This window comes from Geothrix mesophila (assembly GCF_022808835.1).
Lineage (GTDB): Bacteria > Acidobacteriota > Holophagae > Holophagales > Holophagaceae > Geothrix > Geothrix paludis.
On sequence record NZ_JAKZLD010000003.1, the window covers coordinates 470,426 to 496,483 of the forward strand.

At 71.0% G+C, this 26,058-nt stretch carries 23 protein-coding genes; 16 read left to right on the forward strand and 7 right to left on the reverse strand.

The genetic code is table 11. The annotated features are described in order from the left end of the window. Positions 1 to 23: 23 nt before the first annotated feature. The 5 genes from MLG87_RS12120 (at position 24) to mutL (ending at position 5,145) form a co-directional block, all read left to right on the forward strand. Complete coding sequence (locus MLG87_RS12120; RefSeq protein WP_243295458.1) at positions 24 to 881, forward strand: FAD:protein FMN transferase; 858 nt, start codon at positions 24 to 26, stop codon at positions 879 to 881. Then, complete coding sequence (locus MLG87_RS12125) at positions 878 to 2,161, forward strand: porin family protein (protein WP_243295430.1); 1,284 nt, start codon at positions 878 to 880, stop codon at positions 2,159 to 2,161. The genes MLG87_RS12120 and MLG87_RS12125 overlap by 4 nt, the downstream gene beginning before the upstream one ends. 8 nt (positions 2,162 to 2,169) lie before the next feature. Further along, positions 2,170 to 2,688 (forward strand): FMN-binding protein, encoded by a 519-nt coding sequence (locus tag MLG87_RS12130; RefSeq protein WP_243295431.1) that lies wholly within the window; start codon positions 2,170 to 2,172, stop codon positions 2,686 to 2,688. Continuing rightward, complete coding sequence (locus MLG87_RS12135; RefSeq protein ID WP_243295432.1) at positions 2,685 to 3,137, forward strand: hypothetical protein; 453 nt, start codon at positions 2,685 to 2,687, stop codon at positions 3,135 to 3,137. Before MLG87_RS12130 ends, MLG87_RS12135 begins: the two co-directional genes overlap by 4 nt. A 211-nt stretch (positions 3,138 to 3,348) precedes the next feature. Beyond that, positions 3,349 to 5,145 (forward strand): DNA mismatch repair endonuclease MutL, encoded by a 1,797-nt coding sequence (gene mutL, locus MLG87_RS12140; RefSeq protein ID WP_243295433.1) that lies wholly within the window; start codon positions 3,349 to 3,351, stop codon positions 5,143 to 5,145. Positions 5,146 to 5,313: 168 nt separating this feature from the next. On the opposite strand, the gene MLG87_RS12145 is transcribed toward mutL, so the two are convergent. Genes MLG87_RS12145 through bamD form a run of 5 tightly spaced genes read right to left on the reverse strand, consistent with a single transcriptional unit; the run spans position 5,314 to position 13,660 of the window. Next, positions 5,314 to 8,415: a sigma-54-dependent transcriptional regulator gene (locus tag MLG87_RS12145; RefSeq protein WP_243295434.1), complete on the reverse strand. Its 3,102-nt coding sequence runs from the start codon at positions 8,413 to 8,415 to the stop codon at positions 5,314 to 5,316. Then, positions 8,409 to 9,680: a 3-phosphoshikimate 1-carboxyvinyltransferase gene (aroA, locus tag MLG87_RS12150; protein WP_243295435.1), complete on the reverse strand. Its 1,272-nt coding sequence runs from the start codon at positions 9,678 to 9,680 to the stop codon at positions 8,409 to 8,411. Before aroA ends, MLG87_RS12145 begins: the two co-directional genes overlap by 7 nt. Before the next feature lie 51 nt (positions 9,681 to 9,731). After that, positions 9,732 to 10,121, reverse strand: coding sequence for a hypothetical protein (locus tag MLG87_RS12155; protein ID WP_243288622.1), 390 nt, complete (start codon positions 10,119 to 10,121; stop codon positions 9,732 to 9,734). A 13-nt stretch (positions 10,122 to 10,134) separates the two neighbouring features. Then, positions 10,135 to 12,180 carry a PDZ domain-containing protein gene (locus MLG87_RS12160; protein ID WP_243295436.1) on the reverse strand — a complete coding sequence of 682 codons (2,046 nt, stop codon included), beginning with the start codon at positions 12,178 to 12,180 and terminating at the stop codon, positions 10,135 to 10,137. Between the two features lies 1 nt (position 12,181). Then, the gene (bamD, locus tag MLG87_RS12165) at positions 12,182 to 13,660 is read right to left on the reverse strand and encodes an outer membrane protein assembly factor BamD (protein WP_243295437.1); all 1,479 of its coding nucleotides are present in this window, start codon (positions 13,658 to 13,660) and stop codon (positions 12,182 to 12,184) included. Between the two features lie 121 nt (positions 13,661 to 13,781). Between bamD and MLG87_RS12170 the strand changes: the two genes are divergently transcribed. The 6 genes from MLG87_RS12170 (at position 13,782) to MLG87_RS12195 (ending at position 17,916) form a co-directional block, all read left to right on the forward strand. After that, on the forward strand, positions 13,782 to 14,453 hold the full coding sequence (locus tag MLG87_RS12170; protein ID WP_243295438.1) for a hypothetical protein: 672 nt from the start codon (positions 13,782 to 13,784) through the stop codon (positions 14,451 to 14,453). Between the two features lie 56 nt (positions 14,454 to 14,509). Then, positions 14,510 to 15,160, forward strand: coding sequence for a hypothetical protein (locus tag MLG87_RS12175; RefSeq protein ID WP_243295439.1), 651 nt, complete (start codon positions 14,510 to 14,512; stop codon positions 15,158 to 15,160). A 5-nt stretch (positions 15,161 to 15,165) separates the two neighbouring features. Continuing rightward, positions 15,166 to 15,531 carry a DUF2752 domain-containing protein gene (locus tag MLG87_RS12180; RefSeq protein WP_243295440.1) on the forward strand — a complete coding sequence of 122 codons (366 nt, stop codon included), beginning with the start codon at positions 15,166 to 15,168 and terminating at the stop codon, positions 15,529 to 15,531. 67 nt (positions 15,532 to 15,598) lie between these two features. Continuing rightward, the gene (locus tag MLG87_RS12185; protein ID WP_243295441.1) at positions 15,599 to 15,955 is read left to right on the forward strand and encodes a roadblock/LC7 domain-containing protein; all 357 of its coding nucleotides are present in this window, start codon (positions 15,599 to 15,601) and stop codon (positions 15,953 to 15,955) included. A gap of 9 nt (positions 15,956 to 15,964) precedes the next feature. Beyond that, positions 15,965 to 17,338, forward strand: a complete 1,374-nt coding sequence (locus MLG87_RS12190; RefSeq protein WP_243295442.1) for a NupC/NupG family nucleoside CNT transporter — start codon at positions 15,965 to 15,967, stop codon at positions 17,336 to 17,338. Between the two features lie 77 nt (positions 17,339 to 17,415). Then, positions 17,416 to 17,916 (forward strand): type 1 periplasmic-binding domain-containing protein, encoded by a 501-nt coding sequence (locus MLG87_RS12195; RefSeq protein WP_243295443.1) that lies wholly within the window; start codon positions 17,416 to 17,418, stop codon positions 17,914 to 17,916. Between the two features lie 61 nt (positions 17,917 to 17,977). Here the strand turns inward: MLG87_RS12195 and pssA are convergent, their stop codons facing one another. Continuing rightward, a complete protein-coding gene (gene pssA, locus MLG87_RS12200) occupies positions 17,978 to 18,766 on the reverse strand; it encodes a CDP-diacylglycerol--serine O-phosphatidyltransferase (protein WP_243295444.1) in 789 nt (262 codons plus the stop codon). Positions 18,767 to 18,895: 129 nt separating this feature from the next. On the opposite strand from pssA, the gene mnmG reads away from it, so the two are divergent. The 4 genes from mnmG (at position 18,896) to MLG87_RS12220 (ending at position 23,721) form a co-directional block, all read left to right on the forward strand. Beyond that, complete coding sequence (gene mnmG, locus MLG87_RS12205) at positions 18,896 to 20,779, forward strand: tRNA uridine-5-carboxymethylaminomethyl(34) synthesis enzyme MnmG (RefSeq protein WP_243295445.1); 1,884 nt, start codon at positions 18,896 to 18,898, stop codon at positions 20,777 to 20,779. A 76-nt stretch (positions 20,780 to 20,855) separates the two neighbouring features. Continuing rightward, a complete protein-coding gene (locus MLG87_RS12210; protein WP_243295446.1) occupies positions 20,856 to 21,356 on the forward strand; it encodes a MerR family transcriptional regulator in 501 nt (166 codons plus the stop codon). A 16-nt stretch (positions 21,357 to 21,372) separates the two neighbouring features. Next, positions 21,373 to 21,579 (forward strand): heavy-metal-associated domain-containing protein, encoded by a 207-nt coding sequence (locus MLG87_RS12215; protein ID WP_243295447.1) that lies wholly within the window; start codon positions 21,373 to 21,375, stop codon positions 21,577 to 21,579. A gap of 18 nt (positions 21,580 to 21,597) precedes the next feature. After that, positions 21,598 to 23,721, forward strand: coding sequence for a heavy metal translocating P-type ATPase (locus tag MLG87_RS12220; protein WP_243295448.1), 2,124 nt, complete (start codon positions 21,598 to 21,600; stop codon positions 23,719 to 23,721). 5 nt (positions 23,722 to 23,726) lie between these two features. Here the strand turns inward: MLG87_RS12220 and galU are convergent, their stop codons facing one another. After that, positions 23,727 to 24,599 carry a UTP--glucose-1-phosphate uridylyltransferase GalU gene (gene galU, locus MLG87_RS12225; RefSeq protein ID WP_243295449.1) on the reverse strand — a complete coding sequence of 291 codons (873 nt, stop codon included), beginning with the start codon at positions 24,597 to 24,599 and terminating at the stop codon, positions 23,727 to 23,729. A 95-nt stretch (positions 24,600 to 24,694) separates the two neighbouring features. On the opposite strand from galU, the gene MLG87_RS12230 reads away from it, so the two are divergent. After that, the gene (locus MLG87_RS12230; protein WP_243295450.1) at positions 24,695 to 25,789 is read left to right on the forward strand and encodes a hypothetical protein; all 1,095 of its coding nucleotides are present in this window, start codon (positions 24,695 to 24,697) and stop codon (positions 25,787 to 25,789) included. Positions 25,790 to 26,058: the final 269 nt, after the last annotated feature.

Below are 26,058 nucleotides of genomic sequence, written 5' to 3' on the forward strand. Positions count from 1 at the left end.
TCCTGGATCGTCGCGTGCTCGCCATGGGGACCGAGCTGGGCCTGCACCTGGAGGGCCCCGGGGACCTCGGCCGGGCCTCGGAGGTCGCGCTGGCGGAGGTCGCCCGCCTCGAGGCAGCCTGCTCCACCTGGGACCCTGCCTCCGCCTGGAGTCGCCTGAACGCGGCCCAGGGCCGGCCCGTGGCATTGGACCGCGAGTGGCTCGACCTGCTGAGGCGGATGAAGGGCTGGCAGGCGCGCACGGACGGGGCCTTCGACCCCGTCCTGATGGCCCTGATGCGGGCCTGGGGCATCCGGGAGGGGGGCCGGACGCCGGCGCCGGCAGTCCTGGCGGCCGCGCGTCGCGCCTCGGGCGCCTCCCTCTTGATCCTCGATCGGACCGCAGGCACTGCCCGATTGGCCCTTCCCGAAGCGGGCGTGGAAGAGGGCGGCTTCCTCAAGGGCTACGCCCTGGATTGCCTGCGCCAGGCGGCGGGCACGCCCGTGGGCCTGCTGGATTTCGGCGGCCAGCTGCTGGCCTGGGGTGCGCCGGTGGAGACCTCCGTGGCCGATCCCCGCGATCGCCGCCGGGCCCGCCTCACCTTCTCCCTGCGTGAGGCCTCGCTTTCCTGCAGCGGCACCTCCGAGCGGGGGCGCCACATCCTCGATCCCCGCACGGGCGAGCCGTGTCCCGCCTGGGGCAGCACCGCGGTGGTGGCCGCGGACGCCCTCACCGCCGATGTGCTGTCCACGGCCCTCTACGTGATGGGCCCCGACGCGGGCCTGGCCTGGGCCGAGCGCCAGGGCGTTGCCGCCGCCTTCCTCCTCAACGACGGAACGGTCCGGATGAGTCCGGCCTTCCGAACCTTCCACCCCACCCTGATCCCCCGGGAGCCCCGATGAAGTCCCTGCTCACCCCCCTCATGTGCGCGCTGCTGGCCGCGCCCGCCTTCGCCCAGGAAAAGCCGGACACGGAGAAGCGCCCCAGTGCCGACCAGCGGATCGCCGACCTGGAGCGCCGCCTGGACGCCATGTCCCGGGAACTCGAGAGCCAGAAGACCGGCAGCGTGATGCCGGCCGTGCCCGAAGAAGGGCGCTTCGGTCTGGGCGCGGGCGCCAGCAAGGTCTACGCGGTGCCGTCGGGCCTCAGCATCGGCGGGTACGGCGAGTTCCTCTACGAGGACAAGGCCGCGACCCTCCAGGATGGAACCCACGTGGGTACGGACAAGAAGGCCGATGCGCTGCGGATGGTGCTCTACACAGGCTACAAGTTCAACGACCGCATCGTGTTCAACTCCGAGATCGAGTTCGAGCATGGCGGCTACAGCGATGAGCATCCCGAGGGCGAGGCCATCGTCGAGTTCGCCTACCTGGACTTCCTGCTGAACAAGGCCATCAACGTGCGCGCGGGCCAGATGCTGGTGCCCATGGGCTTCATCAATGAGCTGCACGAGCCCCCGGCCTTTCTGGGCGCCCGCCGCCCCGTCGTGGAGCGCACGCTCATTCCCGCCACCTGGCACGAGAACGGCGTGGGCATCCACGGCGATCTGCCGGGCAACCTGACCTATCGCGTCTACCTCATGAACGGCCTGGACGCTTCGAAATTCAGTGCGGACGGCATCCGCGATGGGCGCCAGGCCGGCAAGGAGGCCAATGCGCAGAGCCTGGCCTGGACGGGCCGCCTGGACTGGACGCCGCGGCCCGGGATCCTCCTGGGCGGAAGCTTCTACACGGGGAACAGCAACCAGACCGGTACGGGCGCGGCGCTCACCACCACCGTGTGGGACGCCCATGCCGAATACCGGGCCCAGGGCTTCCAGGTCCGCGGCCTCTATACCCGCACCACCAACACCGCCGGGGCCGTGGCGGCCCTGGATGTCGCCGATCCGGCCCGCGAAGTGGGCACGAAGCAGTGGGGTGGCTATCTGGAGGCAGGCTATGACCTCCTCCGCGGCTCGCGGCAGGCCCTCATCCCCTACGTCCGCTACGAGCGCATCGACGCCCAGCAGCAGGTGGCGGCGGGCGTCTTCGCGGACGGCAGCCGGGACCGCACCCTGCTGACCACCGGGGTGGCCTACAAGCCCATCCCGCAGGTGGCCGTGAAGGCCGACTGGACCCGCGACGAGAACCGCGCCCATACGGGTCGGGACCAGTTCAGCCTGGCCCTGGGCTACACCTTCTGAGGCCTCCCATGATCCGCATCCTGGCTCCCCTCGCCTTCTCCCTGCCGCTCTTCGCCGCCCTGCCCACCACGCAGGAGGCCCTGGCCCTGGCCTTTCCGGGCGCCCAGCTCGCCCGGAAGGAGTTCGTGCTCAGCGACGCCCAGGCTGGGCGCGTGAAGGGGCTGGCACAGGTGGAGGTGCCGGGACGTTGGCTCGTGGCCTACGAGGCGCGGCGGAACGGAACCCTGGTGGGTGTCGGCTTCTTCGACACCCACCGGGTCCGCACCCTGAACGAGACGCTACTGGTGGCGATCTCCCCCGAAGGCCGCATCCTCCGCGTGGAGGCCGTGGCTTTCCACGAACCCGCCGAATACATGGCCAAGGAGGCCTGGGTGAGGCAGTTCGAGGGGAAGGGCCTCGACCCGCAGCTCACCCTCAAGGGCGCCATCCGCCCGCTGTCGGGTGCCACGCTCACCGCGAACGCCATGACGGACGCGGCCCGCCGCTGCCTGGCCCTGCACCAGGTGCTCTACCGGGAGGGGAAATGAGCCCGCTCGAGCGCTGGAGCCTGCACCTGGCGGCCCTGCTTACCTCGGGGACGGGGCTCATGGACGGTCTGTTGCGTTGGTTCGGCGTGCGCATGGGCGAGTTCGGCCCCGAGCCCCACCCCTGGCTCCCGGCGGCCCAGCACCTCCACGTGCTCACGGCCCCCCTCCTCCTCTTCGCCTTGGGCATGACCGTGCGCGGCCACCTGCAGGCCAAGCTCCGGCGGGGTTCCGAGGGCCGCCGCACGGGGCTGGGCGCCGCCTTCCTCATCGCGCCCATGGTGCTGTCCGGCTACGCGGTCCAGGTGGTCACCACCCCCGTCTGGCGCACGGTCTTCAGCTGGACCCACGGCCTCAGCGCGGGCCTCTTCCTCCTGGCCTACCTGGGCCACCTCTTCGTCCCTCACGCCCAGGTGGAGCTGCGGACCACCGCCGAACGTAGGGCCAGCTGACAGCCGATAGCTGATAGCGTTCTAGGCCATGGCCCAGATCCGCATCCTCCCCGATCACGTCGCGAATCAGATCGCGGCGGGCGAGGGGGGGCCCCGCTCTGCGATCGCAAGCCGGAGGCGCAGCGGGAGCAGGAGCAGGCTCCAGCGGAGCCTGCGATCGCGGGCTGCCAGAGGACAACCCGCGCGCCTCTGCCCCATCTAGACTGATCCGATGTCCAAGATCCGTATCCTCCCCGATCACGTCGCGAATCAGATCGCGGCGGGCGAGGTTGTCGAGCGGCCCGCTTCGGTGCTGAAGGAGCTGGTGGAGAACGCCCTGGACGCGGGCGCTCGGCGCATCGAGATCGCCTGGGAAGAGGGGGGCAAGCGTCTGCTGGAGGTGGCCGACGACGGCTCGGGTATGGCCCGGGACGACCTGTACCTGGCCCTGGAGCGCCACGCCACCAGCAAGGTGCGCACGGCCGACGACCTGGGCCACCTCGGCACCTTCGGCTTCCGCGGCGAGGCCCTGCCTAGCATCGCCAGCGTCAGCCGCTTCGACCTCGCGAGCGCAGAATCCGAGGGCGCGGGCCACCGCCTGCGCTGTGAGTTCGGCGTCATCAAGGAGGTGCTGCCCGTCTCGCGCAGCCGGGGCACCACCGTCACCGTGCGCGACCTCTTCGCCCAGCTGCCGGCGCGGCGGCGCTTCCTCAAATCCACGGACACCGAGCACGCCCAGCTCTGGGGCGCCGTGGCGCGGCTGGCCCTCAGCTCCCCCGGTGTGCACTGGACCGTGCGCCCCGACCGTGGCGCGCCCCTGGTGCTGCCGCCGGTGGCGGACGCGGGCCGGCGGCTGGCGCCCCTGCTGGGCGAGAAGCTGGGCCGCCTGGTGCCCTTCGTGAATGGCGAGCTCCCCTGGCGCCTGCGGGGTTTCGTCTCGCCGCCGGACCTCAGCTTCCGCGACCGCAATCATCTCTACCTCTTCGTGAACGGCCGGGCCGTGCGGGACCGCCTGCTGCTGGCGGCGCTCTCCGAAGCCTGGTCCGGCACCTTCGCCAAGGGTTCGTACCCGGCCGCTGTGCTCTTCCTGGAGCTGCCCCCCGAGGCCGTGGATGTGAACGTGCACCCCACCAAGGCCGAGGTGCGCTTCCGCGAGCCCCAGCGCATCTTCGCCTGGGTGCGGGGCGGGGCCGAGGAGGCCTGGGCGCAGCTCCGCGGCGGACTGGCTTCGGTGCTGGAGTTGCCGCCGAAACCGCTGGAAGCCGAATTCGAGCTCGACCCCTCGCGCCGGGCCGCGGCCCAGCATCCCCGGCTCTGGTCCGATCACTCCGGCGGGGCCCTGGGGGCCTACTCGGCGCTTGATGCTGCGTTCAACACGCGGCCCCTGGAGACGGTCTACGCCTACGAGCCGATGTCTTCAGGCGTTGCCGAGAACCTGGACCCCCGTGGTGCCATCCGCTACCTGGGTTCTTTCCAGCAGACGTATCTTCTGGCGGAAATCGAAGGGGAGCGGGGACCCGAGCTGTGGATCGTGGACCAGCATGTGGCCCACGAGCGGGTGCTCTTCGAGCGGCTCTTCCTGCGCCGCCACGCCCCCGCCATCCAGCCCCTGATGCCGCCCCGGGTGGTGCAGGTGGGACCGGAGGCTCTGGCGCGGCTCACACCCTTCTTCTCGGAGTTGGAGGCGGCGGGCGTGGAGGCCGAGCCCTTCGGCGACGGCGCGTTGGTGGTGCGCGGCCTGCCGGACTTCCTGGCGGACCGTGACCCTCAGGCCCTGCTGGAGGATCTGCTGGCCCGCCTGGAGCGGGAGGGACGCGTGGACCTGGACGCCTTCCGCCGGGACCTCAACGCCGAGCTGGCCTGCCGCGCCGCCATCAAGAAGCACCACGCCCTGCCCCCGGACCTGGCCCTGGGCCTCATCCGCGACCTGCTGGCCTGCGAGGTGCCCAACACGTGTCCCCACGGCCGCCCGATCCTCAAGAAACTCACCCTCGACGACCTGGAGCGCAGCTTCGGGCGGCGAATCTAGCCCGATCGGCGGCCTGCCACTCGCGCGAGCGCTCGCGGGGGGAGACACCCCCGCGCGGCTCCGCCGACCACCCCCGGATCGCATCGTGCCCCGCACGATGCTCCCGCTCGGGCCTTCGCCCCTCACGGACGGGGTCCCGTCCGCATGGGAGGCCGATTCTGAAGAAGCTCACCCTCGACGATCTGGAGCGGAGCTTCGGGCGGCGGCTGTAGCCGGTCCGCTCCCTGAGCCAGCGCCTGGGCTGGGGCTAGCGGCGCGGCTGCGCTCGGCCACCAGGTCCACGCCGAGGCGCTTGGCGGTGGCGTAGAGGGCCGGGCGGGCCAGGCCCAGGGTCTCGGCAGCTTCGGCCACCCGGAACCCGCAGGCCTGGAGGGTGTCCAGCAGGAGCCGCCGCTGGAAGGCCTGGGTGGCCTCCTCCCAGCTCCGCGCCTGGACGGTCGGCGCGCTCAGTTCCGGCAGGTGCGCCGGCCTCAGCGTGCCTCCCTCGCAGCGGAGGAGGCCTCGCTCCAGCGCGTGCAGCAGCTCCCGCACGTTCCCCGGCCAGGGCAAGCGGGCCAGGGCCTGGGGCAGGCCGGGCGCCAGGGCGGGCACGGGCCGCCGCGCCGAGGCCGCCGCCTTCACCACCAGGCGGGGCAGCAGGAAGGCGAACTCGTGGCGCCGGGCCGAGAGGGACGGCAGGCGCAAGGTCGCGCCCTGGAGGCGGTAGAGCAGGTCGCGCCGGAAGGTGCCCGCGGCGGTCAGGGCCTCGATGTCCCGATGGGTGGCGGCGGCAAAGCGCACGTCCACGCGGATGACCTGGTCCGAGCCCACCCGCCGGATCTCGCGTTCCTGGAGCACCCGCAGCAGCAGGGACTGGAGGCGCGGGGAGAGGTCCGCCACCTCGTCCAGGAACAAGGTCCCGCCCCGGGCGGCCTCGATGGCGCCGCGCCGGTCGCGATCGGCCCCGGTGAAGGCGCCCTTCACGTGGCCGAAGAGCTCGGATTCCAGCAGGCCCTCGGCGAAGGCCGAGCAGTTCACGGCCACCAGGGGGCCTGAGCGGCCCGCGCGCCGGTGCAGCTCCCGGGCGGCCAGCTCCTTGCCCGTGCCCGTGGCCCCAAGGATCAGCACCGGCAGATCCGAGGCGGCCACGCGGTCCAGCTCGCGCAGCACCGAAGCCATGGGCTCGCTGCCATCCGTGAGCAGCAGGCCGCCATCCTCCGGGAATTCCAGAGGCCGGACCTCCTGGAGCCGGGCCAGCCAGGGGGCCAGAAGCAGGGGCTCCACCGGAGTCGCGGGGGCGGCGTCCGGCGCCTGGGCCAGCAGGATGCCGCCCACGGGGCAGCCCTCCCACAGCAGGGCGTGGCCTCGCCAGACCCAGCCGTCCTGGCGGAAGGGGGCGAGGCCGCCCTCCCGGGCCAGCCGACCCAGGGCCCCCTCGGGAGGCGGGTCGCCGGCGCCCAGGGTACGGACCTCCGCCCCGGCTCCCCAGACCAGCCAGGTGGGGGTGGATTGCTGCGCCAACCAGCGATCCAGGAAAGCCGCGGCGTCCTGGGCGGGCGCCGCTTCCGCCGGGGGCCAGAGAATCGCCAGGCGCTCCTGGTGGCGCGGCGCGTGGGCGCGATCGGCGATGGCCTGGATGGCCAGCAGATGCTCGGCCCGGCGGAGGTCCGGCCGCCGCTCCAGCACCTGCAGGCCCAGCTCCAGGCGCATGATCTGGGTGGGACAGCCTCGCCAGGCCGTCCAGAAGGCGCCCGGATCGCCCGTGCCCCGGAAGAGCCGGTGGGCCTCCCAGCTGAGGCGGGTCTCGGGATCCGCATCCACCGGGGGCGGCTCCGTCAGCGGACCCAGGGCGGCTTCCAGGAACCGGGCGTAGGGGTGGGTCCGGACCTGGGGCAGGGCCTCGCGGACCAGGTCCCATCGCTCCCGATCCGCTCCGTGCAGGGCCAGGAGGCCCCAGGCTGCCGGAACTTCGGGATGGGCCTCCACCAGGCGGCGGATCCGCGCGAGGGCTGCGTTCGGGTCGAGGTTCACGTCCGCGAGCTGGGCCTCCTCCAGGTCCTGCCAGGGCTGGGGAAGCGGACCGCGCAGGGCGGCCCAGCGGGCATGGGCCGGGAGGTCCGCCCACTTGAGGGCCAGGTGCGCCGCGTTGGAGGCGGCCCGCTCCGCCCAGCCTGCCGCCCCCAGCCGCAGGAAGTGGGCGTGGGCCAGTGTGAAGGCCCTCAGGGAGCCCTCCGGATCGCAGGCCCGATCCGCCCGTAGGCCCTCGGCCATCCAGTGGAAGGGGTCGGCGCAGGGATGGGCCGACGTGCCCCAATCCGGGTAGCCCGGTGCCGGCGGGGCCGCCTCGCCGCCCCAGCGCATGCGGATCCGATCCCAGGCGGGATGGCCCGAAGGAGCGGGTGGCGTGGGCCGGTGGAGGGTCTCGTGAATATCCGCCTCCAGGGCGCTGCGCCAGTCCGCTGGGTGGTCCTCAGTCAGTTCCAGGCGCAGGAAGGCCGCCAGGGATGCATCCGGAAGCCCGCCGCCGGATAGGCCCGTGGGCGCCAAGGGGTCGAGACCCGACGGCGAGGCGCCCATGCCCCGGGCCCAGGCCCGCAGGCGGGGATCCAGCACACGCCGTCCCGAGGCGAGCTCCGTCAGCCAGGGTGCACCGTGATGCGGGGTCAGATCCTCGCACCTTTCGTCGAGGGCCAGCGGGCCGGCCAGGGCCTGCAGGAGCGGCCAGGGCAGTGCCGGATCCAGGGCGCCTTCCGGCAGCAGGCGTCCCTCTGCGTCCTGGCTCCGGAGCAGGAACGTCCACCACTCCGGCGGCAGGGAGTGGAGGTCGGAAGGCACCAGGATCTCCAGGAAGGGCGGGAGCACGAGGCGGCCGCCCTCTTCCACGGCCCCCAGGACCGCAATCCAGCGCAGGCGCTGGGACCGGTCGAGGAGGACCGATCCCGCCGCCATCCACGGACCGCCATCCCCCTCCAGCAGGGCTTCCCAGGCCCAGGCGGACAGTTCGCTCTCCCGGGCGCCCCGGCGGTCCGCCGGCACAGCGGGGCTGCCGTGGCGCAGGAGGGCCAACCAGGCAGGATCGGGGCGGGGGCCGAAGGCCGTGGGCGGCGCCGTCACCTGGGGACCGAAGGGGCGTCGGGCCTCCTGGGCGAGCCGGGGCCAGCGCCCCTCGCGCCCCCCCAGCATCCAGGCCTGGGAGATGGCAGCCAGGGCCCAGGCCGGATCTCCCCAGCGCCGTCCCCGGTCCAGGCCCCAGGGAGCCTTCCAGTGGCCCAGCCAGGAGGCCTTCAGCACCCCAGCATCCCGCGCCAGGCCTCCCAGAAGTCCGGGAAGGTCTTGGCCACGCAGTGGGGGTCGCGGATCTCGCCGCCGCAGTGCAGGCCGCCCACGGCGGCGGCGAAGGCCATGCGGTGGTCGTTCCGGGGGTCGAACGGGGCCCGGGGCCCGGGCCGCGGGCCGGGCTGGACGCGCAGGGTGTGATCGCCGATCACCTCGACCCGCCCGCCCAGCCAGCGCACCAGCTCTGCCGAGGCGTCCAAACGGTCGCACTCCTTGAGGGGCAGGGTGTGGAGGCCGCGCAGCTCCGAGGGACCTGGCGCCAGAGCAGCCAGGGCCGCCAGCACCGGGCCCAGGTCCGGACAGTCCGTGAGGTCCCAGTCCAGGCCGCGCTGGAGGGGACCTTCCAGCTCCAGATTCTGGGGACCGGTCCAGCGGGCGCGGCAGCCCGCGGCCTGGAGGATGGCCACCATGGCGCGGTCACCCTGGGCGTCGTCGGGGTCCAGGGGCGCCAGATGGAGGCTCCGGCCCGTGACGGCGGCGGCGGCCAGGAAGGCGGCGGCGCCGCTCCAGTCGCCCGGCAGATCGAGGTCTCGCGGGGTCAGGGCGCCGCCGGGGATGAGCCATCGGCCCTCCTCCAGGCGGGCTTCGCAGCCGAAGCGCCGGAGCCACTGGGTGGTGAGGGCCAGGTAGCTGGGGCTGGCCACCGCGGTCCAGCGCAGGGTGCCGCCGCCGGGCAGGGCCGCCGCGGTCAGGGCGAGCCCCGTGAGGAACTGGCTGCTGAGGCGGGCGTCCACCTCCAGGTCCAGGCGCTCCGGGGTGCGCGGCGCGGGGCGCAGCCAGGCGCCCTTCGCATCGGGTTCCCAGGCGGCTCCCAGGGCCTTCAGGGGAACCAGCAGGGGCCCCAGGGGACGCTCGAAGAGCCGCGGGTCGCCCTCCAGCCGCACAGGACCCTCGGCCTTCAGGGCCAGCCAGGGCAGGAGGAAGCGCAGGGTCGTGCCGGAAGCGCCGAGCCAGAGGGGGGTGGAGGTCCGGGGATGGCCGCCTCCATCGATGGTCCAGGCGCCGTCCTCCTCCCGGACGCCGAGCCCCAGGTCCGCCAGGGCCCGCCGCATCCAGCGGGTGTCCTCGGCCTCCAGGCCCCCGCGGAACCGGCTGGTGCCCGGCGCCACCGCCGCGAGCAGCAGGGCCCGGTTGGTGACGGACTTCGATCCGGGCACCCGGACCGGGTGCAGCGCCGCTCCCCCGGGCAGGGAGGTGTCTTCAGGAAGTGACAGGAGCATATGGCAGGGTGCCGTGCCCGGCCCCCCGCCGCAAGCCCATCGAAGGCGGGATCAGCCGATGTTCTCGAAGATCGGCTTGGAGATGCGCTTGTCGGTCTCCTTGGTCCACTGGTAGGCGCCGTAGAAGTCGATGGTGCGCTTGTATCGGAGGGTGATGGTGCAGGTGCCGGCTTCGCCGCTGCCACTCTTGACGACTCGGACGGTGCTCCTGTCCGCCAACACTTCCGGGATGGCCAACTCTCGGGCTTTGTCTCTCACCTCCCGTTCGACGGTCTCGACGGGCTTTCTGGCGGAACTGCTGGCGATGAATCCGCACGCATCCACCAGCTCGCTGTCGCTGTAGTAGACGGGGAAGGCCTTGTAGCCGGCGGCAGCCAGGGTGCCGAACACAAGCAGGGAGACGATGCAGCCGATCTTGCCTTCGCCGCGCTGACGCTTCATGGGTTCCTCCAAGCTACTTCAGGTCTTCAAGGGCCTGCCGGGCCAGAGGGGCGACCAGGGGGCCATCGGGGCCGAGCAGGGTTGCCTGAGGATACTTCAGTGCCTGCCGGAATGCCTGCGTTGCTTCGGCCTGGTAGGCGCTGCCCAGGCGGAGGAAGCATCGGCCCGTGTGGTAGTCGAGGGTGCCCTGGCTCACGCCGCTCGTGGTGCCGAGCCGGGCATCCCGCAGCTGTTCGATGGCCTTGTCGTACCGGCGGAAGTGCATGAGGCCCAGGCCCAGGTTCATCCGGATGAGGTTCGCCTCGTCCGCCTTGGCGCCCGTCTTCGCCCCTGCGTAATCCAGCCGCAGGCGAGCCAGGATGGCCGGGTAGCAGAGGGCCGGGGAACCCAGGGGAAGCTCCAGGGCCTCGTCCTGGACCGGAAGGCTCACAGGGGAACCTCCCTGGCTGAGGGTCACGGTTCCCTTCGAGGCCGCCAGCACCTGGCGCAGGGCCTGGACCGAGGCCACGGGTTTGCCGTTGGCCAGGGTGAGGGCCCTGCCGACCTGGATGCCGGCTTTCTGGTCGGCCTCGGAGGCGGACAGGACCCAGGGACCCGGCTCTCCGGGGAGGTCGAGGAGGGCCAGGCCCAGACCAGGCTCGTGCAGGGGGGGCATGGCATTGAGACGGGCCACCAGGGGGCCCAGGGGATCCTCCTCCAGGGGCTTCACCAGCAGCCGCTCCTCCTCGCCCTCGAGGGTCGCGATCCGAAGCTCCACCTGGTGAATCACCTTCCCTGGCATCGGGGCGGCAGAGAGGACGAGTTCGGCCTCCCGCGAAGCCTTCACCCGCGCCAGGGCCTCCTGGGGCGTCTCGCCAGGGTGGGCGGGCAGATAGGCCACCTGCTGCAGGCGGTCGCCGAGGTCCTCCAGCCGCGACAGGAGCCGGGCCCGGCCGGTGAATTCCAGCTCCCCCTCCAGGCCCAGGAAGGCGAGGCGTGGCTTCGGCCGGGCCTCCACCGCGAGGGCCTTGCCCTCTTCCACGGTGATGCGCCGGGAGAAGCCGCCGGCCGGGAAGCGGACGAGCAGATCATAGGGGCCCGAGCAGACCGGCAGCTGCGCCACGGGCAGGGGGCCCTGGCTCTGGCCGGAGAGGAAGAGCTCACCACCGGGCCAGTCCGAATGGACGGACAGGCTGCCCTTGGAGGGGTCCAGGCGGATGGGCTCCAGGGTGTGGTCCGCGAAGGGGGTGGCCAGGTCCGCCTGCATCTCGAGCACCTTGGTTCGGTGGCAGGGGGCACGAAGCTCCAGTTGGTGCTTGCCCGGGGCCAGCTCGCCGATGATGAAGGGTTCGGAGACATCCTCCGGGCGCAGGCCCAGGGGCGTCACCAGGGGGGCGGCGTCGGGGCCCGCCTGGCCCTTGGCACGGCCGAGGCTGTGGCCGTCCAGCAGGACCTCTGCGCCGCTCGGGCGCACGTACAGGGCCACGGTGGAGGAGATGCGCGTGAGCTTGAAGTCCGCGGTCTTGGCCTCCCCGGAGACGAGATCGAGGATCAGGTCGACGGGCGCGTAGCCCGGGCGGCTGTAGGTCAGCTTGTGCGAGCCGAAGGGGAGGAAGCGGCGGGCCTGGGGAGATCCCGGACGGCCATCCACGGACAGGGTCCCCCCTTCGGGTGCGTAGCTGAACCGAACGGGGGCGTAGTTCTCCGCCCTCAGGCGGTCGAAGAGGGCCGCCAGGCGCTGGGAGGTGAGGGTCCGATCCACCTCGAAGTCCGGGTTCAGGTCGATGAGCGCCTGGAGGCGCGCCTGGGCCCGGGGCTTGGTCTGGGGGCTGCGGTCATCCAGCACCGCCAGCCAGTTGTAGCTTTCGCAAAGCACCTGGGCCCAGGTGGGATCCAGGGCGGCGGCCTTGGGCGACAGGGATGCGACCACCTGTTCGAAGCGGGTGCTGGCGCCCTCGCGATCCCCCTGGGTGGCCCAGAGGGCCTTGGCCTGGAGGAAGGTGTCCTTGAGGGCCGCATCCTGGGCGCCGAGGCCCAGGTTCAGCAGGAAGACGAAGGGGAGGAGTCGGCGCAGGCGCATGTCAGTTCAACCGGTACAGGAGGTCGTTGCGGCGGTCGCAGAGGATGAGGCCGCCGGAGCGGTCCAGGGCGAGCGACGTGATGCGGCCGCTGATGCCCAGGCTCTTGAAGGTGGCCTGGCGAAGCACCGTGCCATGGGGATCGAGGATCAGGACGCCCTCCCCGAAGTCGCCACCGTCCACCAGGACCGCCACCTGCCCTGCCCCGTCCGAGGCCAGGGCGACCACGTACCGGAAGGGAGCCGGGAGGTCCTTGCCGTAGGGGACCACGACGCGGGGCTGGCCGTCGGCATCCAGGAAGAGCAGCTTGCGATCCGCGTCCGAGGCGATGGCCATGCCGCCCGTGGGCAGGGCCGCCAGGGCGTTGGCGGTGGGGGAGGCCACGGTGCGGGAGGTGCCATCCGGGTTGAAGACGGTCAGGGCCGGGGTTTTCGCATCCGCCACCCAGAGCGCCCCCCAATGGTCCAGGGCGGCCCCGCTGAGGGCGCCCAGGTTGTTCAGCGGCATGGGAGCTGCCTGCTCCCGCGCGAGGCCAGTCTTGGAGAGGAGCCAGGCCTCGCCGGCGGGCGAGACGACCATGGCCTTGGCTCCGGTCGCGGCGGGACCGGTGGGGGTCAGCTCACCGCCGTGGAGCCGGAAGGCACGATCCAGGTCGTTCTGGTAGATCAGGAGATCCCCGTCCGGCGCGGTGGCCAGAAGGATCGGCGTCCGCAGCCACTTCACGCGCCCCGCAGGCCAGGAGCCTTCGTTGGTCAGGGGCGGTTTCTGGAGCCGGTGCCTCACCCGCACGGCCGTGCGCCAAGCGGCTTCCTCCGCTTCGGGTGTGTGGGGGGCGAGGGTTCGCAGCCGCTGGAGCATCCGGAGGCAGCCCGGGAGATCGTCCAGGAGGTCCATGGTCTCGGCGGCCTCCAGCATGGCCCGAGGCGCCACGGCGGCGTCCGGATGGAGGCGGAAGGACTCCACGAAGAGCTGGAGGGCCCGACCCCACTGCCCCTGGTCCCGCCAGGCGCGGCCCAGCCGGAACCTGGCCTCGGGCACGGCCGGGGACTCCGGGAAGAGGTCGATGACGCGGTTGAACTCCGCCATGGCGTCCTTGAGTTCCGCGGGGCGCCGGGCCTGCCGGGCGAGCAGGGTCCCTCTCAGCAGCAGGCCTTCCGCGGCTTCAGGGGTCCGGATGTGGTCCGCCTTGAGCCGGTCCAGGAAGGGCATGGCGGCCTCGGGCTTGTGGTTCACCTCCACCTGGAGCCGGGCCAGCCCCAGGAGGGCTCGCGGGGCGAACACGCTTCCGGGGGCGGACTGGAGCAGCTGGGTCCAGGTGTCCGCCGCCTCCTGATAGGCCTTGGCCGCGTAGGCGCGTTCGCCGCTCTGGTACAGACGTTCGGCCAGATCGCCTCCCTGGGCTCGCCCGGTCACCTGGACCAGGACCGGCAGGGCGCAGAGCAGGGCGACCGGGACGCGGGACCAGGGAGGTGCGGGCAGCATGGAAGCCTCGGGACAGAGGAAAAGCATAGCCGCGACCCGGGATCCGGTTCGGGGCCAACCGGTGGTGCCGTTGGGGCCCCGGTCGTCCCGGGGAGGTGCTAGCTTCTTGGATATGCGTGCCGTGATCTTCGCCCTCCTGGCCGTCTGCCTCCAAGCCCAGCCGCCGGCCTTCCTGGCCCAGCTCCCCCCGGCGGCCCAGGCCGAGGCCCAGGACATCATCGATCGGGCCGACTTCATCTTCGAGACGCAGACCCAGCCCAAGCATGTGCGGCTGGCGAGCATGGAGAAGCTCTTCGACCATCCCCGGCTGGCCTCGGCCATGTGGCGCCACTGCCAGTTCGTGCCGGGCTTCTACGCCTTCATCCATCCGGACGGGTCCTGGAGCATCGACGACGCGCACGGGTTGAAGGGCACGCTCCGCCTGGTGTACCGGCGGCCTGGGCATCGGGTCTACCTGGTGGAGGGCGTGGCCGAGAAAGGCCGTCTGAAGACCCCCTTCGCCGTGAAGGCGAAGATGCTCACCTCGTACCGCTACTGGGAGGGGAAGAACGGCTTCGAGACCCACCTCCAGACCTGGACGGCCCTGGATTCCGCCCTCCTGGGGGCCATCGCCCGGCCCTTCCGGGGCTACATCAAGCACCGGCAGGATGAGTTCATCGCCTACATCAACGGGAACGTGGCCACCTTTGGCGAGTTCGCCGACCTGAGCCCCCAGGACTTCCACGGCCCCCTCAAGCGGGACGGCGACGCCATCGCCCTCCGCGAGTTCGAGACCCTGTTCCTGAGGAAGTGATGGGGGGTCCCTTCACGGACGTGATCCGGGCGCCTTTTTGGGCCCCTATTCGAGCATTGGTCCGACCCTCCGAGGCGTTCACCGAGCCGCCGCCGCCCCTGGGCCGGGCCCTGGTCCGGATGCTGGCCGTGTGGGTGCCGCTGTCCCTGGCCAACACCGGCCTGACGGTCTGGCGGGCGCTCGAATCCTATGCCCAGCTTCGGCGCAGCGCCCCGCCAGCCTGGCTGGAGCAGGCCCTGGGCGCCGATCCGGACGTGTTGCGGGAGCTGCTCCGGTCCCTTCCGCCTCCTCCGGTCTTCGGCCGCATCTGGCCCTGGCTGCTGCTGATCGTGCCCCTGGGTGTGCTGGGGACCTGGATCCATGACGCCGTCTGGGACCACGCCGGACTGTGGCTGGTGGGGGGGCTGAAGGCGAAGCGCGGCTTCCGGACCACCCTGGTGGCCGAGGCCGAGGCCCTGCGCATCACGGCCCTGGGCACGCTGATCGGCCTGCTGGGTTTTGTCCCCGTCCTGGGCACGCTGCTGTCCCTCCCGCTGCTCCTCCTGGACGGCTACCTGTGGCTCTTCCGCGGCTTCGCCCTGGGGGCCCGGCACGGTTGCGGCGTCTGGCGGGGGGTGGCCGCCACCGTGATCCATGCCGTCCTGCTTGGGATCTGCGCGCTCGGCTTGGCGGTGGTCCTGCTGGCGATGCTGCGGGTGGCCGCGTGAGGCGGGTGCCCTGGATCGTCCTGACCGTCCTGGGCCTGGGGCTGGGCGTCCGGCTGGCGGGCTTCCTGGCCCCCTGGGCCGAGCTGCTTCCTGGCTGCGCCTTCAAGCGCCTCACGGGAGTCGCCTGCGCCACCTGCGGGCTGACGCGAGGCACCCTGGCCCTGGGTCAGGGCCAATGGGGGGCGGCCCTCCATTGGTACCCGGCCCTGGCGATCCTCGCCGTCGCGGCGCCCGTGGCGGTTCTCTGGGACCTCCGCCGGGCCTGGCGGGGCGATCCCTACCCGCCGCTTCCGGACTCCCGGGGCCTCCGGCTCGGGGCCTGGCTTCTGCTGGCCGGCATCTGGGCGCTCCAGGCGGCCCGGGGGATCTAGGGGCCCGGGTTTTGCCATGGCCAGCCAGTGCGGTCATGCTGTCAGCACGCATTGCCGGAGTCCCATCATGTTCCAGAAACTCCTGGATCGGCTCATCGAACAGGTGCCCGAGGCCTTGGCCGCGACCTTCAACGATCGCGACGGGGATCCCATCTGCTCCCGCACCATCCAGGTCTCCAATGAGGGGCTGCAGCTTCTCGGAGCCTACCAGCACGTGGTGAAGCGGCACCTCCAGCAGGCGGTGGAGGAGTTCGACCGCGGCGAGGTGAAGCAGGTGGCCTTCGCCACGGAACAGCACTGGATACTCATGATGGGCGCCAAAGAGCAGTGCACGCTGGTGCTGGTGATGCAGCGGGACGGCCTGCTGGGCCGGGCCCGGTTCTACATGGAGAAGGCCGTCGAGGCCCTGAACGCCGAACTGTAGGGAGCCCCGATGGAACGCCTCATGGGTCTGGCCGGAATCGTGGCCTTCATGGCCATTGCGTACGCGCTGTCGCACAAGCGCGACGCCATCCACTGGCGGACCATCGCCTGGGGCCTCACGCTCCAGTGGGTCTTCGCCCTGATCGTCCTCAAGGGCTCCGCCATCGCGGGGCTGCTGTCCTTCCTGCCCTTCCCCAAGGGGGCCGGTTGGGTGGTGCTGCTGCTGATGTTCACGCCCATGCTGCTCCGGCGGTTCGCATCCTACGAGAACAGGCCCCTCAACTGGGGCCTGTTCGGCGTCATCGTCCTGGGGCTGCTCCGGGGCAACCTGGTGGGCTCCACCTTCGACAAGATGCGGGTGGTGGTCGAGCACCTCATGGCCTACGCCCACGAAGGCGCCAGCTTCGTCTTCGGCTCGCTCTCCGACGGGCCAGGCGGCAAGGTGGGCATGGTGTTCGCCTTCGCCGTGCTGCCCACCATCATCTTCGTGGCCTCCATCTTCGCAGTGCTCTACTACGTCGGCGTCATGCAGTGGGTGGTGGGCGCGGCGGCCCGGGCCATGGGGCGCTTCCTCAAGGTTTCGGGGGCCGAGAGCGTGAGTGTGGCCGCCAGCATCCTCATGGGTCAGACCGAGGCGCCCCTCACCATCCGCCCCTTCCTGGCCCGCATGACCCGCAGCGAGCTCATGGTGATCATGACCGCCGGCATGGCCCATGTGTCCGGCAGCATCATGGTGGCCTACGTCCAGGTGGCCCACGTGGACATCGTGCACCTGCTCACGGCCGTGATCATGACGGCGCCCGGGGCGGTGATGATGGCCAAGCTCCTGGAGCCCGAGACCGAGGCCCCCGAGACCGCCGGCGAGGTCAAGGTGGACATCCCCACCCACGACGCCAATGTGCTGGACGCGGCGGCCCGGGGCGCCTTCGAGGGCGGGCAGCTGGCCTTCAATGTGGCGGTCATGCTCATCGCCTTCATCGCGTTGATCTACCTGATCAACGGGCTGATGAAGGCCATCCATCCAGGCTTCAGTCTGGAGGTGGTGCTGGGCACGGTGTTCAAGCCCTTCGCCTACCTCATGGGCGTGCCCTGGATCGAGGCCGGCCAGGTGGGGTCCCTCCTGGGCAAGCGCATGGTGGTGAACGAGTTCGTGGCTTTCCTGGACCTGGGCGCCATGAGCAACCTCTCCGCCAAGGCCCGGCTGATTTCGACCTTCGCCCTCTGCGGCTTCGCCAACTTCAGCAGCATCGCCATCCAGGTGGGGGGCATCGGGGCCCTGGTGCCCGAGCGCCGGGGCGACCTGGCCCGCCTGGGCCTGCGGGCCATGCTGGCTGGCACCCTGGCCAACTTCCTGAGCGCCTGCATCGCGGGGATCTTGACCTAGAAAAAAACAATACGAAAAAATCGATATTCCAACAACTGTTATCCAGGGATAGAGTGGAAGGGCTGGAGGTGGTTTGGATGGCCCGTTTCAGGACCCTGGTGTGCTCGTGCGCCCTCGTCTCTCTGCCGCTCGCGGCCGGGGATTATGACGCCCTCGTCGGGACCATGGGGAAGGCCTGGCCCCAGGTGAAGACCCTCGCCGTGGTCTGCGACGCGGCAGGCAGCAAGAAGGCCGTCGCGGCCCTGACCGCGGCCGGGGACGGCTTCAAGGTCCTGGTCGTGGACGTCAAGGGGCCCCAGGACGTGGGCCGGGCGGTCGCCGCCCTGTCGGGCCGGAAGCCGGACGCGGTCGTGCTCCTGGCGGGCGATCATGTGGCGGGGGACGGCTCGTCCGTGGCCAGCTTCATCATCCAGCGCATGGCGATCCAGAAGATCCCCACCGTGGCCACCACCGAGGCGGCCGTGAAGCAGGGGGCCGTCCTGGCCATCGGACCCGGGACCGGGGGCCGACTGCTGGCCAACGTCAAGGTCGCGAATGTGGTGGGCGTGTCGGTGCCCCCGGGCGCGACCACCTTCTGACCTCCCGGCTGGACATCGACAGAAAAGGGGCTGCCTGGCAGCCCCTTTTCGTCGATCCCGATCAGTGGACGTGCGCCAGATCCTCGGCTCCGTCCCTCGGCGGCTCGATCCCGCGCCAGCCGGCCTTCCAGGCCAGGTTCAGCAGAAGGCCCAGGGTGATGTAGGCGGCGAAGAAGCCCACGAAGAACCGCTGCTGCAGAAGGATCATCAGCGCGAAGATCAGCACGATGGTGAAGCTGGTCAGCATGGCGGCGCGGGGGCTGCCAGCGCGCTTCTTGAAGCTGGGGAAGCGGATCGTGGAGACCATCAGGAGGCCGACCAGGAACAGCTCCGCGGCGAACGCGTAGGCCTGGAGGGCCACCGCAGGGGGCGTGGGCCTCCAGATGATCACGGAGGCCACGCAGGCCGCCCCGGCCGGGATGGGAAGGCCCACGAAGTAGCGGGGATCCACGGCGCCCACCTGCACATTGAAGCGCGCCAGGCGCAGGGCGCCGCAGGCCGTGAAGACGAAGCAGGCCGCCCAGCCCACGGCCCGCAGGTGGGAATCCTGGATGCCCAGGTGGAAGAAGCCGTACCGGTAGGCGAGGATGGCCGGGGCCATGCCGAAGCTGACCACGTCTGCCAGGCTGTCCAGCTGCACGCCGAATTCGGTGGCCGTGTTGGTGGCCCGGGCCACCCGGCCGTCCAGGCCGTCGAAGACCCCCGCCAGCACCAGCAGGCCCGCGGCCCAGAGGAAATAGCGCTCGGGGGTGGCGCCGGCGGCGTTGATGGACATGACCACGCTGGAGAAGCCGCAGAAGATGGAGGCCATGGTGATGCTGGAGGGCAGCACGAACATGGACCGACGCATGGCGCGCTTCCGGCGGTCGCGGCGTTCCTCTGGGCTCAGGCGGGGTCGCATGGGGCCATTTTCTCACATCCCGGCGGCTCCCGAGCGCGCCGATTGGGGAGGGTATCCTGTCACCCTTCGGAGGCCCGGGTGAAGCAGGTGGTGGTGATTGGCGGAGGACACGCAGGCATAGAGGCTGCGCACATCGCCGCTCGGTTGGGCGCGCCCACGACCCTCCTCACCATGAACCTGGACCAGATCGGCCAGATGAGCTGCAACCCCAGCATCGGCGGCGTGGGCAAGGGCCACATGGTGCGCGAGCTGGATGCCCTGGGTGGCGCCATGGGTCGCCTCATCGACGCCACGGGCATCCACTTCCGCATTCTCAACGAGAGCCGCGGCGTGGCCGTGCGCGGCCCCCGGGCCCAGGCGGACAAGGTGAAGTACCGCATCGCCGCCCGCGCCCTGCTGGAGCACACGCCGAACCTGCGCCTCCGCCAGGGCATCGCGGCGGCCCTCCTCTGGTCCGAAGGCACCCGGGGCCTGCGCGGCGTGGAGCTGCTGGACGGCTCGGTACTGCCCTGCGATGCCGTGGTGGTCACCAGCGGCACTTTCCTCAACGGACAGGTGCTCATCGGAGCCCGTCGCCTGGAGGCGGGCCGGGCGGGCGAGCCGGCCAGCACCCATCTGGCGGAGCAGCTGCGAAGCCTGGGCCTGCGCCATCGTCGCCTGAAGACGGGCACCAGCCCGCGCCTGGCCAAGGCCAGCATCGACTTCGCGCGGCTGGAGGTCCAGCCCGGCGACGACCCGCCGCGACCCTTCAGCTTCTTCAGCCCAGGGATCCCCCAGTCCCAGGTGCCCTGCCACATCGTGCACACCACGGCGGAAACCGAGGCCATCGTGCGGGAGAACCTGCCGAAGTCGAGCCTCTACGGCGGGCACATCGAAGGCATCGGGCCCCGGTACTGCCCCTCCATCGAGGACAAGTTCGTGAAGTTCCCGGACAAGGGGCGTCACCAGATCTTCGTGGAGCCCGAGAGCCTGGAGACCGAGGAGATCTACCTGGCGGGCCTGTCCACCTCCATGCCGCCGGACGTGCAGCTCCGCATGGTGCGGAGCCTCCCGGGCTTCGAAGCCGCCGAGATCCTGCGTCCCGGCTACGCCATCGAGTACGACAGCTTCGATCCCCTGCAGCTTCGGCAGGACCTCTCCGTGACGGGCCTGGAGGGCGTCTGGTTCGCGGGCCAGATCAACGGCACCACCGGCTACGAGGAGGCCGCGGGCCAGGGCCTGCTGGCGGGCATCAACGCCGCGCGCTGGCTGGAAGGCAGGGAACCGGTGGTGCTCGGCCGGGACCAGGCCTATCTGGGCGTGATGATCGATGACCTCGTCACCAAGGGCACGGACGAGCCCTACCGCATGCTCACGGCCCGGGCCGAGCACCGCCTGGGCCTGGCCTGCGATCTGGCGGACGCCCGCCTTCTCGCCGTCGCCCGGGACCTGGGGGCCCTCCAGCCCGGGGAACTGGCCCTGGTGGAGGCCAAGGTGGCGCGGCGGGAACGGCTGCGGGTCCAGTGCGAGACCGCCTGGGTGACCCAGACCAGCCCTTTCGGACCCGTGGCCGCATCTGCCGGGCTGCGGTTGGAGGCCGGGCTGTCCCTGTCGGACCTACTCCGCCGGCAGCAGATGGGACCCGAGCAGGCCGGAGCCTGCCTGGCCCTGCTGGACGGGTGGGCCGATCCGGAACCCGGATGGGATCCGGCGCGGGAGCGGGACCTGCTGCTCTTCGAGCTGCGCTACGCCCCTTACCGCGAACGGGAGGCCCGCCTCCTCGAAGGCCACCGGGCCTGGGACCATGTGAGGATTCCCGCGGACTTCCGCATCGAGCACCTCCACGGCCTGTCGAAGGAAGTCTTGGAGAAGCTGATCTTGCACCGACCCGAGACCCTGGGGCAGGCCAGCCGGATCCCCGGCATCACGCCGGCCGCCGTGACCCTGCTGCACCTGCATATTCATCGTTCCTCGCGCATATAGTTTTTTGTGATTTTATCCTTGATCTTCCATGTAACTGGAAGCTTAGACTGGGGGTGTTCGTCTTCGGGAGGGTCCCATGTCGACCATCGTTGACCTCCACCCCGCACCTGCTCCGGCCTCTGCTCCGGGGTCTGCCGCGCCACGCATGCTGAAGATCGGCCAGCTTGCGGCCCGTTCGGGCCTGACGGCCAGGAACCTGCGCTTCTATGCCGATGCCGGGGTCTTCGGCGAGCTGCCCCGGTCTCCGAAGGGGTACCGCCTGTTCCCCCCCCAGGCCATCCAGTGGGTGCGGATCCTGAAGGCCTCCCAGGCCGCGGGGTTCACCCTCGACGAGGTGCAGGAACTGCTCCGGGCCCTGCGGCAGGACAGCGCGCCCTGCGCCCATGTGCGCGACGCCCTGGGTGGCAAGCTCAGGGCCCTCGAAAGCAAGCTGGCCGAGATCCAGCTGCTGGTGGAGATCCTCCGCATCACCCTTGGCACCCCAGACGGACAGAGCAGCGACCTCGGCTGCAACCTGATGGAAACCCTGCTCGCTGAAGCCAAGCGCCTGCCCGCCCTGACGGAGCTGCGGGCCTGAACCTCCGGGAGAACCTATGAACACCCAGACCTATCGTGTGACCGGCATGACCTGCGGCGGCTGTGTCCGTCACGTGGACAAGGCGTTGCGCGCCACGCCCGGCGTTACGGACGTGGTGGTGGACCTTTCCCAAAACGCCGCCACCGTGAGCGGCACCGCGACCTTCGAAGCCCTGGCCGCGGCGGTGGCCGAGGCCGGCTACCAGATGTCAAAGCAGGCCTAGGCCCCTTCTGGAAGGCTTATGAGCGTCGAGACCTACACCGTCACGGGCATGACCTGTGCGTCCTGCGTGCGGCATGTGGAAAAGGCCCTGGCCACCACGCCCGGCGTCCGGACCGCCTCCGTCAACCTGGCCACCGCCACCGCCACGGTGGAAGGCGAGGCCAGCTTCGAGACTCTGGCGGCCCAGGTCGAGGATGCGGGCTATGGCCTGGGCCGGCCCCAGGCCGATCAGGTCGTCGCACAGGCAGACGACAATCCGGCGCCGGCCCGGAACCGGATGCTCGTGGCCCTCATCCTCACGGCCCCGCTCCTGCTCGCCATGGTCCCCGGCCTGGGGCTCCACCTGCCGGGCTGGCTGCAGGCGGTCCTCTCGGCGCCGGTGGTCTTCTGGGCGGGCTGGGGCTTCTTCGTCCGGGCGGGACGCCAGGCGCGGCATGGCCAGGCCTCCATGGACACGCTCATCGCCCTGGGCTCGGGTGTTGCCTGGCTGTTCGCCGTGGCGGAATGGCTGAATGGCGCCCACCACCTCAGCTTCGAGACGGCGGCCGCCCTGGTGGCCTTCCTGCTGACGGGCAAGTACCTGGAGGCGCGCGCCAAGGCCAAGGCCACGGACGCGCTGAAGGAACTACTGGCCCTCGCGCCGCCCACGGCCCTGCGTCTCGGTGCCGATGGCTCCGTGGTGGAGGTCCCGGTGGGAGACCTGCATCCCGGCGACCGGGTGCGGGTGCTCCCAGGTCACGCGGTGCCGGCCGATGGCCGCGTGACCGCCGGCCAGGCGGAGGTGGATGAATCCATGCTCACCGGCGAGCCCCTTCCCGTGCCCAAGGGGGCTGGCGAAGGCCTGGTGGCGGGGACCGTGGTGCACGGCTCCATGCTCGAGATGGAGATCCAGGCCGTGGGGGCCCAGACCCAGCTGGCCCGCATGGCCGCGCTGGTGGCGCAGGCGCAAGGCTCCAAGGCCCCGGCCCAGGATCTGGCGGATCGCATCAGCGCCGTTTTCGTACCCGCCATCCTGGTTCTTGCCCTGCTGACGTTGGCGGGGTGGTGGTTGGCCACCGGGGCCCTCGCCCAGGCCTGGCGGCCGGCCGTCACCCTCCTGGTGATCGCCTGCCCCTGCGCCCTCGGCCTCGCCACGCCGGTGGCGGTCATGGTGGGCCTGGGTTCCGCGGCGCGAAAGGGCGTGCTGGTGCGGGACGCCGCTGCCCTCGAGGCCCTGGGGCAGGCCACGGACCTGGCCTTCGACAAGACCGGAACCATCACGGAAGGGCGACCCCGGCTGCGCCGGATCGTGGGAACCTCGGACATGGCCGACGCGGACCTGCTGCGACTCGCGGCGAGCCTGGAGCGGGATTCCGAGCACCCGATCGCCCGGGGTCTGGTGGTGGCCCATGGGGCTCATGGCGGTGCCTTGAAGGAGGTGTCCGCCTTCCGGGCCCACCCCGGCGGAGGGGTCAGCGGCGAGATCGAAGGAACGGCCTGGCGGCTGGGCAGCGCCGCGTTCCTCGGGGTGACTTTCCCCGCCGTGGATGAGGATGGGATCGCGGTGGGCCTGGCGGACGGCTCGGGCCTGAAGGGCGTGTTCATCCTGGGCGACAGGCTCCGGAGCGAGAGCTCCTCGGTGGTCGGGCAGCTCAAGCAACAGGGTCTGCGCCTCCATCTGTTCACCGGAGACCGTCCCGAGCCGGCCGCCCGCATGGCGGAGGCCGCCGGCATCGCTTCCGTGTCCGCGGGCCTGCGCCCCGAGGACAAGCTCACGCGGATCCGGGACCTCCAGGTCCAGGGCGCCGTGGTCGGCTTCGTGGGCGACGGCGTGAATGATGCGCCGGCCCTCGCCCAGGCGGACTGCGGCATCGCCATGGGCTCAGGGGCGGGCGAGCAAGGCACGGGCGCGGCCATGGCAGCAGCCCCCCTGGTGCTGCTGCGGCCGGGGCTCGATCCCATCCTGGCCGCGCGGCGGCTCGCCCTGCGGACCCATCGGGTGATCCGCCAGAACCTCGGCTGGGCCTTCGGCTACAACCTGGTGCTGGTGCCCCTGGCCGCCTCCGGCCAGCTGGAGCGGTTCGGCGGGCCCATGCTGGCGGGACTGGCCATGGGCCTCAGCTCCCTGACCGTGGTCCTGAATGCGCTGCGCCTGCGGCGGTAGAAACGCTAGAGGCGCTTCGCCAGCTCCTTGAGGTAGGCGGCGAAGTCATCCCGCAGATCCTCCCGCTTGAGGGCGAATTCCACATTGGCCTTCAGGTAGTCGAGCTTGTTCCCGGTGTCGAAACGCTGTGCGGGGATGGGGGCCGCCACCAGGCGGCCCTCCTTGGCCAGGAGCGCCAGGGCGTCCGTGAGCTGGTATTCGCCGCCGACCCCGGGCTTGAGGGCGGCCAGGTGATCGAACACGCGAGGCTCGAGCACATAGCGCCCCACCACGGCCCACCGGCTGGGCGCGTCCTCGGGTTTCGGCTTTTCGACAATCGCTGTCACGTCCCAGATGGACTCGCGGTCGCGGGGAGCGCTGACAATGCCGTACCGCGAGACGTGATCCTCCGGAACCTCCTGGACGCCCACCACCGACTTCCCGGTGGCGTGATAGGCCGCGATGAGGGCCTGGAGGGCCGAATCGCGCTCGTCGAAGACATCGTCGCCCAGGAGCAGCGCGAAGGGCTCATCGCCCACGGCATGGCGGGCGCAGAGCACCGCGTGGCCGAGGCCCAGCGGCTCGCCCTGGCGCACGTAGGCGAACTGCGCGAGGTGGGTGATGTCCCGCACGAGGTCGAGGTCGTCATGCTTCCCGCGCCGGCGCAGGGTGTCCTCGAGCTCGTAGGCGACGTCGAAATGGTTCTCGATGGCGCCCTTCCCGCGCCCGGTCACCAGCACGATGCTCTCCACCCCGGCGCGGATGGCTTCCTCCACCACGTACTGGATCACGGGCGTGTCGACCAGCGGCAGCATCTCCTTGGGCTGGGCCTTGGTGGCGGGCAGGAACCGCGTGCCCAGCCCGGCCACGGGAATAACGGCTTTTCGGAGGGTTCGCATAGGGGCTCCGTGGATCATGATGGCCTAAGATGGCTGCGATGGGAGGATCCGGGATGGACCCGAAGGCGTTGTGGAGACAGATGGTTGGACATCCCATGTCGGGATGGCGGTCGGTGGAAGGCCCGGCCCTGCCGGCGTCCCTGGGGCCCGGCCGCCTGCTCTGGTGCGGGATCGGAGGCTCCGTGCTTCCGGCGGAGGCGCTCATCCAGGCTCTGGCGGATGCGCCATTCCGCCTTCGCTGGCAGCCCCTGACCTCGCCCGAACCCAATGGCCTGCGCCTGGAACCGGAGGATCAGCTGGTGTTCGCCTCCAAGAGCGGACGCACGCTGGAGCTGTGGAGCTGGATCGGAAGGTTGCGCGCCCAAGAGGCGTGGAGCCGTTGGCATCGGGCGCCCATCGCCATCACCCAGGACGACGAGAACCCGCTCGCCCAGCTGGCCCGGGCCGAGGGGTGGACGCTGCTGCCGATCCCGGTGGAGGTGGGCGGGCGCTACTCGGCCTTCACGCCCATCGGGACGCTTCCGCTCCACTGGGCTGCCCGGGATGCCGGCCGCTTCCTCGCCGGCGCCCGCGAGGTGCTGGCGCAGGTGGAGCAAGGGCGAGGTCTGTGGGGCGGCCGCGTGTGGGACATGGTCGGAACGCTGACCAAGGGCTATCTGAGCGGCGTGGATCAGTGGGTGATGATGCCCTACGCCACCCGCCTGGAGACTGTGGGCGGATGGTGGGTGCAGTTGATCGCGGAGAGCCTCGGCAAGCAGGCGAAGAACGGCAGCCGGCGCGGGTTCACGCCCATCCGCGCTGTGGGCCCCCAGGACCAGCATGCCCAGCTTCAGCGCTGGCTTGACGGTCCGCGCAACGTCGGCGTGGTGATGGTCACCGTCGGTTCCGGAGATGTGGTGGAGCCTTCCGATCCTCCGGTCCAATGCCCCTTCCCGGGACTGAGCCGACGGGGCGGTGCGGAGGTGGTCCGCGCCCAGGCGGAGGGAACGCGCGAGGCGCTCGAAGACGCCGGTGTGCCGGTCATCCACTGGCACTTGGAGACGCTTGACGAGGCATCCCTGGGCGCCTTTCTCATGGCCTGGCAGCTGGTGGTCGGGTTGTGCGGCGTGGCCCTCGAAGTGGACCCCTTCGACCAGCCCGCGGTGGAATCGGGCAAGCGGCGCACCCTTCTGAAACTGGGGATTTCCTAGGCGTCACCTGGGGTTTTCCCCAGAGATGCAACATTGGCGCGCCCCTTCTGAAAAATTTCCGCTTGCGCCGAAGCGCTCCCCTGGTAATCTAAACGTCCTGCGCAGTTGAGGCTGCGGAGTGCCGGGAAGGGCCGGAAGGTTTTTCTGGATCATGCTGAGGCAATGCGGAAGCGTGGTGGGCGTCTTTGAAAACCGGATAGAAGATAGGAAGCCTTTGAGGGTTCCGCGGGACGTTCTAGGACGGTCCGTGGGATTCAGAGAAATACGAC

What these genes read in the sequence shown, in the direction of transcription:
- MLG87_RS12190 (WP_243295442.1), top strand. Translation starts at nt 15,965, where the DNA reads ATGGAACGCCTCATGGGTCTGGCCGGAATCGTGGCCTTCATGGCCATT.
- galU (WP_243295449.1), bottom strand. Translation starts at nt 24,599, where the DNA reads ATGCGAACCCTCCGAAAAGCCGTTATTCCCGTGGCCGGGCTGGGCACG.
- MLG87_RS12230 (WP_243295450.1), top strand. Translation starts at nt 24,695, where the DNA reads ATGTCGGGATGGCGGTCGGTGGAAGGCCCGGCCCTGCCGGCGTCCCTG.
- mutL (WP_243295433.1), top strand. Translation starts at nt 3,349, where the DNA reads ATGTCCAAGATCCGTATCCTCCCCGATCACGTCGCGAATCAGATCGCG.
- MLG87_RS12125 (WP_243295430.1), top strand. Translation starts at nt 878, where the DNA reads ATGAAGTCCCTGCTCACCCCCCTCATGTGCGCGCTGCTGGCCGCGCCC.
- bamD (WP_243295437.1), bottom strand. Translation starts at nt 13,660, where the DNA reads ATGCTGCCCGCACCTCCCTGGTCCCGCGTCCCGGTCGCCCTGCTCTGC.
- MLG87_RS12185 (WP_243295441.1), top strand. Translation starts at nt 15,599, where the DNA reads ATGTTCCAGAAACTCCTGGATCGGCTCATCGAACAGGTGCCCGAGGCC.
- MLG87_RS12160 (WP_243295436.1), bottom strand. Translation starts at nt 12,180, where the DNA reads ATGCGCCTGCGCCGACTCCTCCCCTTCGTCTTCCTGCTGAACCTGGGC.
- MLG87_RS12135 (WP_243295432.1), top strand. Translation starts at nt 2,685, where the DNA reads ATGAGCCCGCTCGAGCGCTGGAGCCTGCACCTGGCGGCCCTGCTTACC.
- MLG87_RS12195 (WP_243295443.1), top strand. Translation starts at nt 17,416, where the DNA reads ATGGCCCGTTTCAGGACCCTGGTGTGCTCGTGCGCCCTCGTCTCTCTG.
- MLG87_RS12215 (WP_243295447.1), top strand. Translation starts at nt 21,373, where the DNA reads ATGAACACCCAGACCTATCGTGTGACCGGCATGACCTGCGGCGGCTGT.
- pssA (WP_243295444.1), bottom strand. Translation starts at nt 18,766, where the DNA reads ATGCGTCGGTCCATGTTCGTGCTGCCCTCCAGCATCACCATGGCCTCC.
- MLG87_RS12220 (WP_243295448.1), top strand. Translation starts at nt 21,598, where the DNA reads ATGAGCGTCGAGACCTACACCGTCACGGGCATGACCTGTGCGTCCTGC.
- MLG87_RS12210 (WP_243295446.1), top strand. Translation starts at nt 20,856, where the DNA reads ATGTCGACCATCGTTGACCTCCACCCCGCACCTGCTCCGGCCTCTGCT.
- MLG87_RS12130 (WP_243295431.1), top strand. Translation starts at nt 2,170, where the DNA reads ATGATCCGCATCCTGGCTCCCCTCGCCTTCTCCCTGCCGCTCTTCGCC.
- MLG87_RS12155 (WP_243288622.1), bottom strand. Translation starts at nt 10,121, where the DNA reads ATGAAGCGTCAGCGCGGCGAAGGCAAGATCGGCTGCATCGTCTCCCTG.
- aroA (WP_243295435.1), bottom strand. Translation starts at nt 9,680, where the DNA reads ATGCTCCTGTCACTTCCTGAAGACACCTCCCTGCCCGGGGGAGCGGCG.
- MLG87_RS12120 (WP_243295458.1), top strand. Translation starts at nt 24, where the DNA reads ATGGGGACCGAGCTGGGCCTGCACCTGGAGGGCCCCGGGGACCTCGGC.